The sequence below is a fragment of the Kitasatospora sp. NPDC086009 genome (genome assembly GCF_044540385.1).
GTDB lineage: Bacteria > Actinomycetota > Actinomycetes > Streptomycetales > Streptomycetaceae > Kitasatospora.
Genome location: NZ_JBITSA010000011.1, coordinates 180,524 through 197,209 on the forward strand (window position 1 = coordinate 180,524; position 16,686 = coordinate 197,209).

At 75.2% G+C, this 16,686-nt stretch carries 1 pseudogene; it reads left to right on the top strand.

Features of this window, described 5'->3' with window-relative positions:
* Positions 1–31 precede the first annotated feature (31 nt).
* Positions 32–16,675, top strand: a pseudogene (locus tag ACIF6L_RS24865) (type I polyketide synthase); the annotation flags it as partial.
* Positions 16,676–16,686: the final 11 nt, after the last annotated feature.

Below are 16,686 nucleotides of genomic sequence, written 5' to 3' on the forward strand. Positions count from 1 at the left end.
AATTGACGGCATGTTTTGGTAAGGGGTCACTGTGGATAACCAAGAGAAACTCTTCGACTACCTCAAGAAGACCGCGGCCGAGCTCCAGGAGACGCGCAAGCGCCTGCACAAGCTGGAGGCCGGCGAGTACGAGCCGCTGGCGATCGTCGGCATGGCGTGCCGCTACCCGGGCAACGTGGAGACCCCGGAGGACCTCTGGGAGCTGCTGGCGGCCGGCGGCGACGCGGTGGGCGAGTTCCCCACCGACCGCGGCTGGGACCTGGAGAGCATCTACGACCCGGACCCGGAGAAGTCCGGCCGGTCGTACACCCAGTCCGGGGCCTTCGTGAAGGACGCCAGCGGATTCGACGCCGCGTTCTTCGGGATCAGCCCGCGGGAAGCCGTCGCGATGGACCCGCAGCAGCGTCTGCTGCTCGAAGTCGCCTGGGAGGCGCTGGAGCGCGCGGGAATCGACGCGGGAACGCTGAAGGGCAGCCGGACGGGCGTTTTCGTCGGTGGTTTCACCTCGAACTACCTGGTGAACCTGGAGCTGGCGGAAGGGGGCACGGCCGGGCTGGAAGGCCACATGATGACCGGCAACCTGACCGCCGTGCTCTCCGGCCGGGTCTCCTACGTCATGGGCCTGGAGGGCCCCGCCGTCACGGTGGACACGGCGTGCTCCTCCTCGCTGGTCGCGCTGCACCTGGCCTGCCAGGCGATCCGCGCCGGGGAGTGCTCGATGGCACTCGCCGGCGGTGTGACCGTGCTGGCGCAGCCCGGCATGTTCGTCGAGTTCTCCCGCCAGCAGGGCCTGTCGGTGGACGGCCGCTGCCGCGCCTTCTCCGACGACGCGAACGGCACCGGCTGGGCCGAGGGCACCGGCATGCTCGTCGTGGAGAAGCTCTCCGACGCGCGCCGCAACGGGCACAAGGTGCTCGCGGTGATCCGTGGCTCGGCGATCAACCAGGACGGCGCGTCCAACGGTCTGACCGCCCCCAACGGCCCCTCGCAGCAGCGGGTGATCCGCGCCGCGCTGGAGAGCTCCCGGCTGTCCGCCGCCGACATCGACGCGGTGGAGGCCCACGGCACCGGCACCAAGCTCGGGGACCCGATCGAGGCGCAGGCGCTGCTGGCGACGTACGGCCAGGAGCGCGGCGGCGGGCAGCCGCTCTGGCTGGGGTCGGTGAAGTCCAACCTCGGACACACCCAGGCCGCCTCCGGGGTGGCCGGCGTGATCAAGATGGTGATGGCGCTGCGCAACGGCCGGTTGCCGCGGACGCTGCACGTCAACGAGCCCACCCCGCACGTCGACTGGTCCGCCGGTGAGGTGGAGCTGCTGACCGAGTCCGTCCCGTGGCCGGCCGGCGAGCGGGTCCGCCGCGCGGGCGTGTCGTCCTTCGGTGGCAGCGGCACCAACGCCCACCTGATCCTGGAGGAGGCACCCGCCGAGGAGGACGCGGCCGAGCCGGTGGAGGCCGCGCCGCGGGTCGTCTCGGGCGCCGGCGCGTGGCCGGTGTCGGGCCGCTCGGCCGAGGGGCTGGCGGCGCAGGCCGGCCGGCTGCGGGACTGGGTGGCGGCGCGGCCGGAGGCGGAGCCCGCGGACGTGGCGTGGTCGCTGGCGACCATGCGCGCGACCTTCGAGCACCGCGCCGTGGTCGTGGGCGGGGACGGCGCGGAGCTGGCGGCCGGGCTGGAGAGCCTGGCCGACGGCGTGCCCAGCGGCGCCGTCGTCGCGGGGGTGGCCCGGGCCGACGCGCGGCCGGTCTTCGTCTTCCCCGGTCAGGGTTCGCAATGGCTCGGCATGGGCCAGGAGTTGGCGCGGTCGAGCCCGGTGTTCGCGGCGCGGCTGGCGGAGTGCGAGGCGGCGCTGGCGCCGTATGTGGACTGGTCGCTGGGTGAGGTCCTGGCAGGCGCCGAGGGCGCGCCGGAGCTGAAGGCGGCGGATGTCGTCCAGCCGGCGCTGTGGGCCGTGATGGTGTCGCTGGCGGCGGTCTGGGAGGCCGCCGGGGTGGTGCCCGAGGCGGTGGTCGGTCACTCGCAGGGCGAGATAGCGGCGGCGACCGTCGCGGGGATGCTGTCGCTGGAGGACGGCGCCCGGGTGGTGGCGCTGCGTTCGAAGTCGTTGAAGGTGCTGGCCGGGCTTGGCGGGATGCTCTCGGTGAGCCGGTCGGCGGCCGTGGTGGAGGAGCGGATCGCCCGGTTCGGTGAGCGGCTGGCGCTGGCGGCCGTCAACGGCCCGTCGGCGGTGGTGGTTTCGGGTGAGCCGGAGGCGCTGGAGGAGCTGAAGGCGGAGTTCGAGGCCGAGGGCGTGCGTGCCCGGCTGGTCGCGGTGGACTACGCCTCGCACAGTGCGCAGGTCGAGCGGCTGGAAGCGGAGATCACGTCCGTGCTGGCCGCGGTGGAACCGCGCCCGGGCCGGATCCCGATGGTGTCCGCGATGACCGGCGAGACGCTGACCGGTGAGGAGTTGGACGCCGCCTACTGGTACGGCAGCCTGCGCGCCACGGTGCACTTCGACCGCGCGGTGCGGACCCTGGCGGGCCAGGGGCACCGGGTGTTCGTCGAGGTCTCCCCGCACCCGGTGCTGCTCGGCGCGATGACGGAGTCGCTGGAGGAGGTCACCCAGGAGGCCGGGCCGGGTGCGGTGCCCGCCGCCGTCTGCGGCACCCTGCGCCGTGACGACGGCGGTGCGACCCGCCTGGTCACCTCCTTCGCCGAGGCCTTCGTCAGCGGCGCGGCCGTCGACTGGGCCGCCGTGCTCCCGGCCGGACCGGGAGTGGACCTGCCGACCTACGCCTTCCAGCACGAACGGTTCTGGCCCAAGGGCACGCTGGGCGAGCTGCGCTCCGCGCGCCCGGGCGGCGGCGACGCGCTGTCGCTCGGCCTGGGCGCGGTGGGCCACCCCATGCTCGGCGCGGTGGTGGAACTGGCCGGTGGCGCGGGCCTGGTGTGCATGGGCCGGGTGTCGCTGCGCACGCACGCCTGGCTGGCCGACCACGCCGTCGGCGGCGTCGTCCTGCTGCCCGGCACCGGCTTCGTGGAGCTCGCGGTGCGCGCCGGTGACCAGGTGGGCTGCGGCCTGCTGGAGGAACTGACGCTGCACGCACCGTTGGTGCTGCCCGCCGACCGCGGCGGGGTCCAGCTCCAGGTGGTCGTGGCCGCGCCCGACACAGAGGGCCGCCGCGGGGTCGAGGTGTTCTCCCGCCCCGAGGAGACGGCCGCCCCGCAGGCCTGGGTCCTGCACGCGAGCGGCGTGGTCGCCCCCGCCACCGCGGCCGGGCGGACCGACGAGGACTTCCTGGTGTGGCCGCCGAAGGACGCCGCACCGGTGGACATCACCGACGTGTACGCGGTGCACCTCGCCGAGGTGTACGGCCCGACGTTCCACGGCCTGCGGGCTGCCTGGCGCCGGGGCGAGGACGTCTTCGCCGAGGTCGCGCTGCCCGAGGAGGCGGCGGCCGAGGCCGGCGCGTTCGGCCTGCACCCGGCGCTGCTCGACGCCGCCCTGCACGCCTCGCTGCTGGCGGAGCCGGTTGTCGAGGCCGAGCCGGGCCAGGTGCCGATGCCGTTCGCGTGGACCGGCGTCGAGCTGCACGCCGGTGGCGCGTCGGTGCTGCGGGTGCGGCTGCGCCAGGACGCCCAGGGCGGTGTGTCGCTGACCGCGGCGGACGCCACCGGCGCACCCGTGGTGTCGGTGGGGTCGCTGGTGAAGCGACTCGTCGCGATGGACCAGCTGCGCTCCGCGCAGAACGAGTTGAACGACTCGCTGTTCGTCCAGGAGTGGACCGAGGTGCCCGCCGGCGCCGCCCCGGCCGGCGAGTGGGCGCTGATCGGCGCCGACCGCTTCGGGCTGGTCGACGAGCTGGGCGCCGCCGCTGTGCCGGTGCGCGCCTTCGCCGGCATCGCCGAGCTGGCCGCCGCCGTCGAGACGGGCGAGGCCGCTCCCGGCACCGTCCTGCTGTGCGCGGACGCCCTGCTCGGCGGGGACGCGGACCAGGGCGCCGGCCTCCCGGACACGGTGCGCCGGGCCGGTGCCGAGGCACTGCGGCTGGTGCGCGAGTGGCTGGACGAACCACGCCTGGACGCCGTGCGGTTGGTGGTCGTCACCCGGGGCGCCGTGGACGCCGGCGGCGAGGCGGTGACGGACCTGGCGGCGGCCTCCGTACGGGGGCTGCTGCGGTCCGCCCAGGCCGAGAACCCGGGCCGGCTGGTCCTGGCCGACCTCCCGGCCGTCGAGGCCGGCGCCCGAAGCGCGCTGCTGGCCACCGTGGTCGGCGGCGACGAGCCCGAGCTGGCGATCCGCGGCGAGGCCGCCTACGGCCGGCGCCTGACCCGCCCCTCGGGCGAGCTGGAGCCGGTCATCTGGCCGGCCGACGCGGTGGCCGACCCGGCGGCGCGTTCGCTGCTGGTGACGGGCGGCACCGGGACGCTGGGCGGGCTGGTCGCCAAGCACCTGGTGGCGACCGGCCGGGCCGGTGGTGTAGTGCTGACCAGCCGCTCCGGCCCGGCCGCCGCCGGAGCCGCCGCGCTGGCGGCCGAGCTGGCGGAGCTGGGCGTCTGGGTCCGGATCGTCGCGTGCGACGCGGCCGACCGGGACGCGCTGGCCGAGGTGCTGGACCGGATCCCGGCCGAGAACCCGCTGGGCTCCGTGGTCCACTCGGCGGGCGTCGTCGACGACGGCGTGATCGCGTCGCTGACGCCGGAGCGGCTGGCGGCCGTCATGCGGCCGAAGGTCGACGCGGCCTGGAACCTGCACGAGCTGACGGCCGGGCTGGACCTGGAGCGCTTCGTCCTGTTCTCGTCCGCGGCCTCCACCTTCGGCGCGGCCGGCCAGGCCAGCTACGTGGCGTCGAACTCCTTCCTGGACGCCCTGGCCGGGTACCGCCGGGCCGCCGGCCTCGCGGGGATGTCGCTGCAGCTCGGCCCGTGGATGCACGAGGCGGGCATCGGCCGGAACCTGGACCGGACCTCGCTGTCGCGGATCGACCGCGGCTTCGTCCCGCTCGGCGCCGAGGACGGCCTGGTCGTCCTGGACGTGGCGCTGGCCCGGGACGAGGCGGTGCTGATGCCCGCCCGCCTCGATCTGGCGGCGCTGCGGGCGCAGGCCGCCGGCAGCGCGGACGTCCCGCCGCTGTGGCGCACGCTGGCCGGGGTGTCCGTCCGGCGCACGGCCGTCTCGGCCGCCGCCACCGGTACCGGCGCCGACGCGGCCGAGGCGCTCCGGCGCCGGCTCGCGGCGGTCTCCGGCCCCGAGCGGGACCGGGTGCTGCTGGACCTCGTCCTCGCCCATGTCGCCGCCACGCTGGGGCACGCCTCGGCGGACGCGATCGACACCGGCCGCCCGTTCACCGACGTCGGCTTCGACTCGCTGACCGCCGTCGAGCTGCGCAACCGCCTGAACGCCGAGACCGGCTTGCGGCTGCCCGCGACGCTGGTCTTCGACTACCCCACCCCGACCGCGCTCGCCACGCTGCTGCGCGGCGAGCTGGCGGGCGACCTGCCCGCCGTCGCGGCACCCGCGGCGCCGGTGGCCACCGGCGCCGCGGACGAGCCCATCGCGATCGTCGGCATGGCCTGCCGGTTCCCCGGCGGCGCGGCCAGCCCGGAGGAGCTGTGGCGCCTGCTGGCCTCGGGCTCGGACGCGATCGGCCCGTTCCCGCGCGACCGCGGCTGGGACTTGGAGAGCCTCTACCCGGACACCGACCCGCACGGCGAGTCGTACACCCAGGCCGGCGGCTTCGTCCAGGACGCCAGCGCCTTCGACGCGGGGTTCTTCGGCATCTCGCCGCGTGAGGCGCTGGCGATGGACCCGCAGCAGCGGCTGCTGCTGGAGACCTCCTGGGAGGCGTTCGAGCGGGCCGGGATCGACCCCGCGACGCTGCGCGGCAGCCAGACCGGCGCCTTCGTCGGCGGCTACAGCTCCCGGTACGCGACCGACGTCCAACTGGAGGGCACCGAGGTCGTCGAGGGCCACCTCGTGACCGGCAACGCGACCAGCGTGCTCTCGGGCCGGCTGTCCTACACCTTCGGCCTGGAGGGCCCGGCGGTCACGGTGGACACGGCGTGCTCCTCCTCGCTGGTGGCGCTGCACCTGGCCGCCCAGGCGCTGCGTTCCGGCGAGTGCTCGCTCGCCCTGGCCGGCGGGGCCACCGTCACCGCCACCCCCGGGGTGTTCGTGGCCTTCGCCAAGGCCGGCGGCATCTCGATGGACGGGCACTGCAAGTCCTTCGCCGCGGCGGCCGACGGCTCCGGCTTCGCCGAGGGCGCGGGCATGCTCGTGGTGGAGCGGCTGTCGGACGCGCGGCGCAACGGGCACAAGGTGCTCGCGGTGATCCGCGGTTCGGCGATCAACCAGGACGGTGCGTCCAACGGTCTGACCGCACCCAACGGCCCCTCCCAGCAGCGGGTGATCCGCGCGGCCCTGGCCAGCGCCCGGGTGTCGCCCGCCGACGTGGACGTGGTCGAGGCGCACGGTTCGGCGACCACGCTGGGCGACCCGATCGAGGCACAGGCGCTGATCGCCACCTACGGCCAGGACCGGCCGGAGGGCCGGCCGCTGTGGCTGGGGTCGGTGAAGTCGAACATCGGGCACACCCAGGCCGCGGCCGGTGTGGCCGGGGTGATGAAGATGGTGCTGGCGCTGCAGAACGAGCAGCTCCCGCAGACGCTGCACGTGGACGAGCCGACCCCGCACGTGGACTGGTCGGCGGGCGAGGTGCGGCTGCTGACCGAGCCGGTGGCGTGGCCCACCGGCGAGCACGTCCGCCGGGCCGGTGTGTCCGGCTTCGGGATGAGCGGCACCAACGTGCACGTCATCCTGGAGGAGGCGCCGGCCGCGGTCGCCGAGGAGGCGGACGCCCTGGACGAGCCGGCCGGTGAGGCCGGGGTGGTGGCGGTGCTGGAGCCGGCCGGGCCGGTGGCGTGGCCGGTGTCGGCGCAGTCGTCGGAGGCGTTGGCGGGTCAGGCGGATCGGTTGCGGGAGTGGGTGTCGGCGCAGCCGTCGCTCGAACCGGTGGATGTGGCGTGGTCGTTGGCGGCGACGCGGTCGGTGTTCGAGCACCGGGCGGTGGTGGTCGGTGGCGGTCGTGAGGAGCTGGTGTCGGGGCTGGGTGGCCTGGTGGCCGGGTCGGGTGCGGCCGGGGTGGTGTCGGGGGTTGCCCGTTCGGGTGGTCGGTCGGCGTTCGTGTTCGCGGGTCAGGGTGCGCAGTGGGTTGGCATGGGCCGTGAACTGGCTTTGTGCAGTCCGGTGTTCGCGGCGCGTCTGGCGGAGTGTGAGGCGGCGCTGGCGCCGTATGTGGACTGGTCGTTGAGTGAGGTTCTGGCGGGTGCCGAGGGTGCGCCCGGTCTGGACGCGGCTGATGTGGTGCAGCCGGTGCTGTGGGCGGTGATGGTGTCGCTGGCGGCGGTGTGGGAGGCCGCGGGCGTCACGCCGGACGCGGTGGTGGGTCATTCGCAGGGTGAGATCGCGGCGGCGACGGTCGCGGGGATGCTGTCCCTGGAGGATGGTGCGCGTGTGGTGGCGGTGCGGGCTCGGGCGCTGACGAGTTTGTCGGTGCAGGGTTCGATGGTGTCGGTGGTGATGCCGTCGCAGGCGGTGCGGGAGATCGTCGAGGGTTGGGGCGAGCGCCTGTCGGTGGCGGCGGTGAATGGCCCGGCTGCGGTGGTGGTGTCGGGTGAGCCGGAGGCGTTGTCGGAGTTCGAGCGTGAGTTGGCTTCGCGCAAGGTGTTGCGGTGGCGGATTCCGGCGACGGACTTCGTGGCGCATTCGCCGGCGGTGGAGCCGTTGGAGGCGGTGCTGGCGGCGGAGTTGGCCGGGATCGTGCCGCGGGCGGGTCGTGTTCCGATGATCTCGACGGTGACGGGCGAGTGGTTGTCCGGTACGGAGGTGGACGCGGGCTACTGGTTCGCGAACCTGCGGCGGATGGTTCGTTTCGAGGAGGCCGTTCGCACCCTGCTGGGCGGCGGTTACGGCTCGTTCGTGGAGGTCTCCACGCACCCGGTGCTGACGGCGGCGGTGGCGGAGACGGCCGAGGACGCCGGTGTCGCCGATGTCCTGACGGTGGGCTCGCTGGAGCGCGACAACGCTGGCGCCACCCGCCTCCTCACGGCATTCGCCCAGGCCTACGTCGGCGGCCTGTCGGTCGACTGGAAGACGGTGCTGCCCGCCGCCGAGACGGTGGAGCTGCCGACCTACGCCTTCCAGCACCAGCACTACTGGCTCCAGTCCGCCGCAGCGCCGTCCCCGCTGGGCGGCGACGGTGCGAGCACGGCCGCGGAGGCGCAGTTCTGGGCCGCCGTCGAAGGCGGCGACCTGGCCCACCTCACCGAGGCGCTGGCCATCGAGGACCAGCAGCTCATCGAGGTGCTGCCCGCGCTGGCATCCTGGCGTCGCCGGGAGCGGGACCGCTCGGTCACGGAGGCCTGGCGCTACCGGGTGACCTGGTCCCCGGCGACCGTCCCCGGCGGCCTCGCCCGGCTGTCCGGCCGGTGGCTGGTGGTGCTCCCCGCCGGGGAGACCGACGGCGATGTGGCCCAGGGCTGCGTGGCCGCGCTGTCCTCCCGCGGCGCCGAGCTCGTCTTCGTCGAGGTCCCGGCCGGGACGGTCGACCGGGCGGCTCTCGCCGCACTGCTCGGCGAGGCGCTGCGGGGCACCGGGGAGGTGTCCGGCGTGCTGTCGCTGCTCGCGACCGACGAGACCCGTCTGCCGGATCACCCGGTGGTGACCGTGGGCCTGGCCGCCACACTGGGCCTGGTGCAGGCGCTGGGCGACGTCGAGGTCGTCGCGCCGCTCTGGGTCCTCACCCGGGGCGCCGTGGCCACCGCCCCGAACGAGGTGCTGACCAGCCCGCTGCAGTCCCAGGTCTGGGGCTTCGGCCGGGTCGTCGGACTCGAATACCCGGACCGCTGGGGCGGGTTGATCGACCTCCCACCCGTCCTGGACGAGCGGACCGGCTCGCAGCTGGTGGCCGTACTGGCCGGCTGCGACGAGAACCAGGCCGCGCTCCGCCCGGCCGGGATCGTGGGCCGCAGGCTGACCCACGCCCCCCAGCCGGCGGCGGCCGGGACGTGGCGGCCGACCAACGGCACCGCGCTGATCACCGGCGGTACCGGTGCGCTCGGCGGGCACGTGGCCCGCTGGCTGGTCGGACGCGGTGTGGAGCGCCTGGTGCTGACCAGCCGGTCCGGCGCCGGCGCCGCCGGTGTCGCCGCGCTCGCGGCCGAACTGGCCGCCCGGGGCTCCCGGGTGGACGTGCTGGCCTGCGACGCGGCCGACCGGTCCGACCTGGCCGGCCTGCTCGACCGGCTCGCCACGACCGGCCCCGCGCTGGGCACCGTGGTGCACACCGCGGCGGTGCTGGACGACGGCGTGATCGACGGCCTCTCGGCGGCGCGCCTGGAGTCCGTGCTCGCGGCCAAGGCCGCCGGTGCGGCCTACCTGGACGAGCTGACGGCCGACCTCGACCTGGACGCCTTCGTACTGTTCTCCTCCGTGGTGGCCACCACGGGCGGCCCGGGCCAGGCCAACTACGGTGCGGCGAACGCCTACCTGGACGCCGTGGCCGAGAACCGGCGCAGCCGCGGCCTGGCCGCGCTCGCCGTGGCCTGGGGCCCGTGGGCGGCCGGCGTGGCGCAGGGCTCCGAGGCGGCCCGGCAGCGGCTGGCCCGCAACCAGTGGGAGGGCGTGATGGACCCGGACCTCGCGGTCCGGGCCCTGGGCGAGGCACTGGACTGCCGCGACACCGTGCTGACCGTCACCAACATCGACTGGTCCGTCATCCTCGCGCAGCCGCAGCAGGCGGCGAGCCTGCTGACCGTCCCCCTGATGCGTGACCTGCCGGAGATCCACCGGCTGGCCGCCCTGCTGGCCGAGGTCCCGGCCGCGCCGGTCGAGCAGGACCTGGTCCGCCGACTGGCCGGGATGAGCCGGGCCGAGCAGCGCCGGGTGCTGACCGAACTCGTCCAGGCCAAGGCCGCCCATGTGCTCGGCTACGCCTCGTCCGAGGCGGTCGAGACCAACCGCGCCTTCAGCGAACTCGGCTTCGACTCGCTGACCGCGGTCGAGCTGCGCAACGACCTCAGCTCCGCCACGGAGCTGCGGCTGCCCGCGACCCTGCTGTTCGACTACCCGACCGCGGCCGCGCTGGCCGACTACCTGGAGGCGGAACTGCTCGGGGCGGTGCCGGACGGCGCCGGGACGCCGGCGGCCGTGCCGGCCACGATCGCGGCCGACGAGCCGATCGCGATCGTCGGGATGGCCTGCCGCTACCCCGGCGGGGTGGTCGACCCCGACGGGCTGTGGGCGCTGCTGGCCTCCGGCGGGGACGGGATATCCGGCTTCCCGGACGACCGCGGCTGGGACCTGGAGGCGCTCGGCGAGTCCTCGTACGTCAGGTCCGGCGGGTTCGTCCAGGACATGAGCGGGTTCGACGCCGGCTTCTTCGGCATCAGCCCCCGCGAGGCGCTGGCGATGGACCCGCAGCAGCGGCTGCTGCTGGAGCTGTCCTGGGAGGCGGTGGAGCGGGTCGGCATCGACCCGGAGTCGCTGCGCGGCAGCGCGACCGGCGTCTTCGTCGGCGGCTACACCTCCGGCTACGGCTACGGCGCGGACATCGAGGGCATGGCCCACCTGATCACCGGCAACGCCACGAGCGTGCTGTCCGGCCGGGTCTCCTACGCGCTCGGGCTGGAAGGCCCGGCGGTGACGATCGACACGGCCTGCTCGTCGTCCCTGGTGGCGATGCACATGGCCGCCCAGGCGCTGCGCTCCGGCGAGTGCTCGATGGCGCTGGCCGGCGGTGTCACCATCCTGGTGTCCCCGGAAGGCTTCGTCGGCTTCAGCGAGCAGAGCGGACTGGCGGCGGACGGCCGCTGCAAGGCCTTCTCGGCCGACGCGGACGGCATGGGCTTCGCCGAGGGCGCGGGCATCCTGGTGGTGGAGCGGCTGTCCGACGCGCGGCGCAACGGGCACCAGGTGCTCGCGGTGCTGCGGGGCAGCGCGACCAACCAGGACGGTGCGTCCAACGGTCTGACGGCGCCGAACGGTCCGTCCCAGCAGCGGGTGATCCGCGCGGCGCTGGCGAACGCCGGCCTCACGGCCGCCGATGTGGACGCCGTCGAGGCGCACGGGACGGGTACCAAGCTGGGTGACCCGATCGAGGCGCAGGCGCTGCTGGCGACCTACGGGCAGGACCGTGGTGCCCAGAAGCCGCTGTGGCTGGGGTCGGTGAAGTCCAACATCGGGCACACCCAGGCGGCCGCCGGTGTGGCGGGTGTGATCAAGATGGTGCTGGCGTTGCAGCACCAGGAGCTGCCGAGGACGCTGCACGCGGACGAGCCGTCGCCGCACGTGGACTGGTCCGCCGGTGAGGTGGAGCTGCTGACGGAGGCGGCGCCCTGGCCGAGCAACGGCCGGGTGCGGCGAGCGGGGGTGTCCTCGTTCGGTCTGAGCGGCACCAACGCGCACGTCATCCTGGAGGAGGCCCCGGCGGTCGCCGAGCCGGCCGATGCCGGGAACGACGCCGGGAACGACGGCCGGGGCGACGTCCCGAACAAGGTGGTCGAGCCCGGCGCGGTGGGCGCCTGGCTGGTGTCGGGCCGCTCGGCCGAGGGCCTCACCGCTCAGGCGGGCCGGCTGTACGACTGGGCCGTGGCACGGCCGTCGGTGGATCCGGCGGAGGTGGCGTGGTCGCTGGCGACGACGCGGTCCGTGTTCGAGCACCGGTCGGTGGTGGTCGGTGCCGACGCCGGCGAGCTGCTTTCCGGCCTGCAGAACCTCGCGGCCGGTGTGCCGTCGGGTGCGGTCGTGTCGGGTGTGGCGCGGCCGGGTGCGCGGGTGGTGTTCGCCTTCGCCGGTCAGGGTTCGCAGTGGGTCGGCATGGGGCGTGAACTCGCCTCGTGCAGCCCGGTGTTCGCGGCGCGGTTGGCGGAGTGCGAGGCGGCGCTGGCGCCGTATGTGGAGTGGTCGCTGAGCGACGTCCTGGCGGGTGCCGAGGGTGCCCCCGCACTGGAGGCGGCGGATGTTGTCCAGCCGGCGTTGTGGGCGGTGATGGTGTCGCTGGCGGCGGTCTGGGAGGCCGCGGGCGTCACGCCTGCTGCGGTGGTGGGGCATTCGCAGGGTGAGATCGCGGCGGCGACGGTGGCGGGGATGCTGTCGCTGGAGGACGGCGCGCGCGTCGTGGCGCTGCGTTCGCGGTCGTTGAAGGTCCTGGCAGGTCTGGGCGGGATGCTGTCGGTGAGCCGGAGCGCCGCGGTGGTGGAGGAGCGGATTGCCCGCTTCGGTGAGCGGCTGTCGCTCGCGGCCGTCAACGGGCCCTCGGCGGTGGTGGTTTCGGGTGAGCCCGAGGCCCTGGAGGAGCTGAAGGCCGAGTTCGAGGCCGAGGGCGTGCGCGCTCGGATGGTCGCGGTGGACTACGCCTCGCACTCGGCGCAGGTGGACCGCCTCGAAGCGGAGATCACCGAGGTCCTGGCCGGTATCGCGCCGCGCCGGGGCCGGATCCCGATGGTGTCCGCGATGACCGGCGAGACGCTGACCGGTGAGGAGCTGGACGCCGCCTACTGGTACGGCAGCCTGCGCGCGACGGTCCACTTCGACCGGGCGGTGCGCACCCTGGCCGGTCAGGGCCACCAGGTCTTCGTCGAGGTGACTCCGCACCCGGTGCTGCTGGGCGCGATGAACGACACGCTCGAAGAGGTCGCGCTGGACTCCGCCGCGCTGCCGGCGGCCGTCTGCGGCACGCTGCGCCGCGACGACGGCGGTGCCCAGCGCCTGCTGGCTTCACTCGCCGAGGCCCATGTCAACGGCGTGGCGGTCGACTGGACGACGGTTCTGCCCTCCGCCGACCTCGTCAAGCTGCCGACGTACGCCTTCCAGCACGAGCGGTACTGGCCGCGTGCGGCCGGACCGGCTCTGGGCGGGGACGCGGTGTCGCTGGGCCTGGGCGCGGTCGGTCACCCGCTGCTGGGCGCGGCGGTCGAACTGGCCGGTGGTGCGGGGCTGGTCTGCACCGGGCGGCTGTCCGTGCGGACGCACCCGTGGCTGGCCGATCACGCGATCGGCGGGGCGGTGCTGCTGCCGGGGACCGGCTTCGTCGAGATGGTGGTCCGGGCCGGTGACCAGGTGGGCTGCGGCCTGCTGGAGGAGCTGACGCTCCAGGCGCCGCTGGTGCTGCCCGCCGACGGCTCCGGTGTGCAGGTCCAGGTCGTGGTGGCCGCCGCCGATGCGGACGGCCGTCGGACGGTCGAGGTGTTCTCCCGCCCCGACGGGCAGGAGGAGTGGGCGCAGCACGCCGGTGGCGTCGTCGCTCCCGCCGGGGAGGCGCCGGTCGCGGAGGAGGACTTCGCGGTCTGGCCTCCGCGCGGGGCCACGGCGGTGGACGTGACCGGCATCTACGAGGCCGGCGCCGGGGCGTCCTACGGTTACGGCCCGGCGTTCCGGGGGCTGCGCGCGGTGTGGCGCCGGGGCGAGGACCTCTTCGCGGAGGTGGCACTGCCCGAGGGTGTGGCCGCCGATGCGGGTGCGTTCGGTCTGCACCCGGCGCTGCTGGACGGTGTGCTGCACGCCAGCGCCCTGGTCGCCGGGGCCGAGGACGAGGGCCAGGTGCGGTTGCCGTTCGCGTGGACGGGTGTCGAGCTGCACGCGGCGGGTGCGTCCGTGCTGCGGGCCCGGCTGCGCCGGGATGCGCAGGGCAGTCTGGTGCTGTCGGCGGCGGATGCCACGGGTGCGCCGGTGGTCTCCGTCGAGTCGCTGATCACTCGTCCGGTGTCGGCCGAGCAACTCCGTTCGAACGATGCCGGGGTGGCGGATTCCCTGTTCACCGTCGAGTGGGCCGCGGTGACTGTTGCCGAGGCTTCGGCCGGGGCGTGGGCGCTGATCGGCGCCGACCGCTTCGGCCTCGCCGAGGCGCTGGAGGCCTCCGGCGTTCCGGTCCGCTCGTTCACGGACCTGGCCGGTCTGGCCGCCGCCACCGAGGCGGGGGAGATCGAGCCCGCCCTGGTGCTGGCCTGCGCCGGCGACCAGGGGGAGGGCGACAACGCGGCCGAGGCCGCCCGCCGGGCGACCGGCGACGCCCTGGGCCTGGCCCAGACCTGGCTGGCCGAGGAGCGTCTGGCCGAGGCCCGGTTGGTGGTCGTCACCCGAGGGGCCGTCGCCGCCGCGGCCGGTGAGCGGATCGCCGATCTGCCCGCCGCCGCCGTCTGGGGCCTGCTGCGCTCGGCGCAGTCGGAGAACCCCGGCCGACTCGTCCTGGTCGACCTGCCGACCGGCGCGGGCGCCGAGCAGATCGCCGCCCTCCCGACGGCACTCGCCACCGGCGAACCGGAACTCGCCGTGCGCGGCACCCTGGCCCACGCACGGCGCCTGGCGCGCCCGGCGGGCGAGCTGGCGGTGCCCGAGGGCCCGTGGCGGCTGGAGCCCGATGCCGGCGGCTCGCTGGAGGGCCTCGTGCTCGCGGCGGCGCCGCAGACGGGCGACGCGCTGGAGCCCGGGCAGGTTCGGGTGGCGGTCCGCGTCGCCGGGCTGAACTTCCGGGACGTGCTGATCGGCCTGGGGATGTACCCGGGCGGCGGTGTGATGGGCAGTGAGCTCGCCGGAACGGTGCTCGAAGTCGGCTCCGGAGTCTCCGGGCCGGCCGTGGGCGACCGGGTGATGGGCGTCGCCGAGGGCGCGTTCGGCCCGGTGGCGGTCACGGACGCCCGGCAGCTGGTGCGGATCCCGGAGGGCTGGACCTTCGCCGAGGCCGCGTCCGTCCCGAGCGCGTTCATGACGGCCTGGTACGCCCTGGTCGAACTGGCCGAGGCCGAGGCCGGCCGGCGGGTGCTCGTGCACGCGGGTACCGGTGGCGTCGGCATGGCGGCGGTGCAGCTCGCCCGGCACCTGGGCCTGGAGGTGTTCGCGACGGCGAGTCCGGCGAAGTGGCCGGTGCTGGCCGCGATGGGCCTGGACGAAGCGCACATCTCCTCGTCCCGCGACGCCGGGTTCGAGGCGGAGTTCCTCGCCGCCACCGGCGGCGCGGGTGTGGACATCGTGGTCAACTCCCTGGCGGGCGAGCTGACGGACGCCTCGCTTCGGCTGCTGCCGCGCGGCGGGGCCTTCGTCGAGATGGGCCGCACCGACCTCCGGGACGCGGAGGCCCTGGCCGTCCAGTACCCGGGGGTCTTCTACCGGCCCTTCGACCTGGGCGAGGCCGGGCCCGAGCGGATGGGCGCGATGCTCGGCCGGATCGTCGACCTGATGGCCGCCGGCACGCTGACGAAGCTGCCGGTCCGGGCCTGGGACGTGCGGCGGGCGCGTGAGGCGTTCCGCTTCATGCAACAGGCACGCCACACCGGCAAGCTCGTCCTCACCGTCACCGCCGGCCCGGCCGAACCCCGCGAGCGCGGCAGGTCGGCGCTGGTCACGGGCGGCACGGGCACGCTCGGCGGCCTGGTGGCCAGGCATCTGGTGACCACCGGGCGGGCCGACGGGCTGGTGCTGACCGGCCGTTCCGGCCCGGCCGCGCCGGGTGCGGCCGCGCTCGCCGCGGAGCTGGCGCAGTCGGGCGCGTCGGTGGACGTGCTCGCCTGCGACGCGGCGGACCGCGACGCCCTGGCCGCCGTCCTGGCCGGAGTCCCGGCCGGGGCTCCGCTGACGACCGTGGTCCACACCGCCGGTGTCCTGGACGACGCGACCATCGCGTCGCTGACCCCCGAGCGGGTGGCCGCCGTGATGCGGCCCAAGGCCGACGGTGCCTGGAACCTGCACGAACTCACCCTGGGGCTGGACCTGGAGCACTTCGCCCTGTTCTCCTCGGCCGCGGCGACCTTCGCCAGCCCCGGTCAGGGCAACTACGTGGCGGCCAACGCGTTCCTGGACGCGCTGGCGGCCGACCGCCGGGCGGCCGGACTGCCCGCCACCTCGCTCGCCTGGGGCATGTGGGCCGAGGCCAGCGCACTGACCGGGCGGCTCAGCGACTCCGAGCGCGCCCGGATCAACCGCGGCGGCGTCGCCGCGCTCAGCGCGGACGAGGGCCTGGCGCTGCTGGACCTGGCGCTCGCCAGGGACGAGGCGGTGCTGGTCCCGGCCAAGCTGGACCTGGCCGGGCTCCGGGCCCAGGCCGGCCGCGCCGCCGACGTCCCGCCGCTGTGGCGGGCCCTGGTCGGCGGCGGGACGGGCCGGCGCCACGCCGCCTCGGGCGCCGTCGGTGCGGACTCGCTGCGCAAGCAGCTGGCCGGGGTGTCGGAGCCGGGGCGGCTGCGGCTGCTCGTCGACCTGGTCCGGGCCCACGTGGGCGCCGTGCTGGGGCACGCCTCCGTCGAGGCGGTCGAGTCCACCCGGGCCTTCACCGACCTGGGCTTCGACTCGCTCACCGCGGTCGAACTGCGCAACCGCCTGGGCACGGCGAGCGGACTGCGGCTGCCGGCCACCCTGGTGTTCGACTACCCCAACCCCACGGAACTGGCCGGGCTCCTGCTGGAGAAGCTGCTGCCGGAGCTCGCCGAGCACGGCGAGGCGGACGCGGCCGAGGAGAAGCTGCGGAAGGCCCTCGCGACCGTCCCGCTGTCCAGGTTCCGCGATGCCGGGCTGATGGAGGCGCTCATGCGGCTCGCCGACGTCCGGGACGCCGCGCTGATCGGCGACCAGGGCGAAGAGGCCGAGGCCATCGACGAGTTGGACGCGGACAGCCTGATCCGCCTGGCCCTGGACGGCGAGTCGGAGTGATGTTGATGATG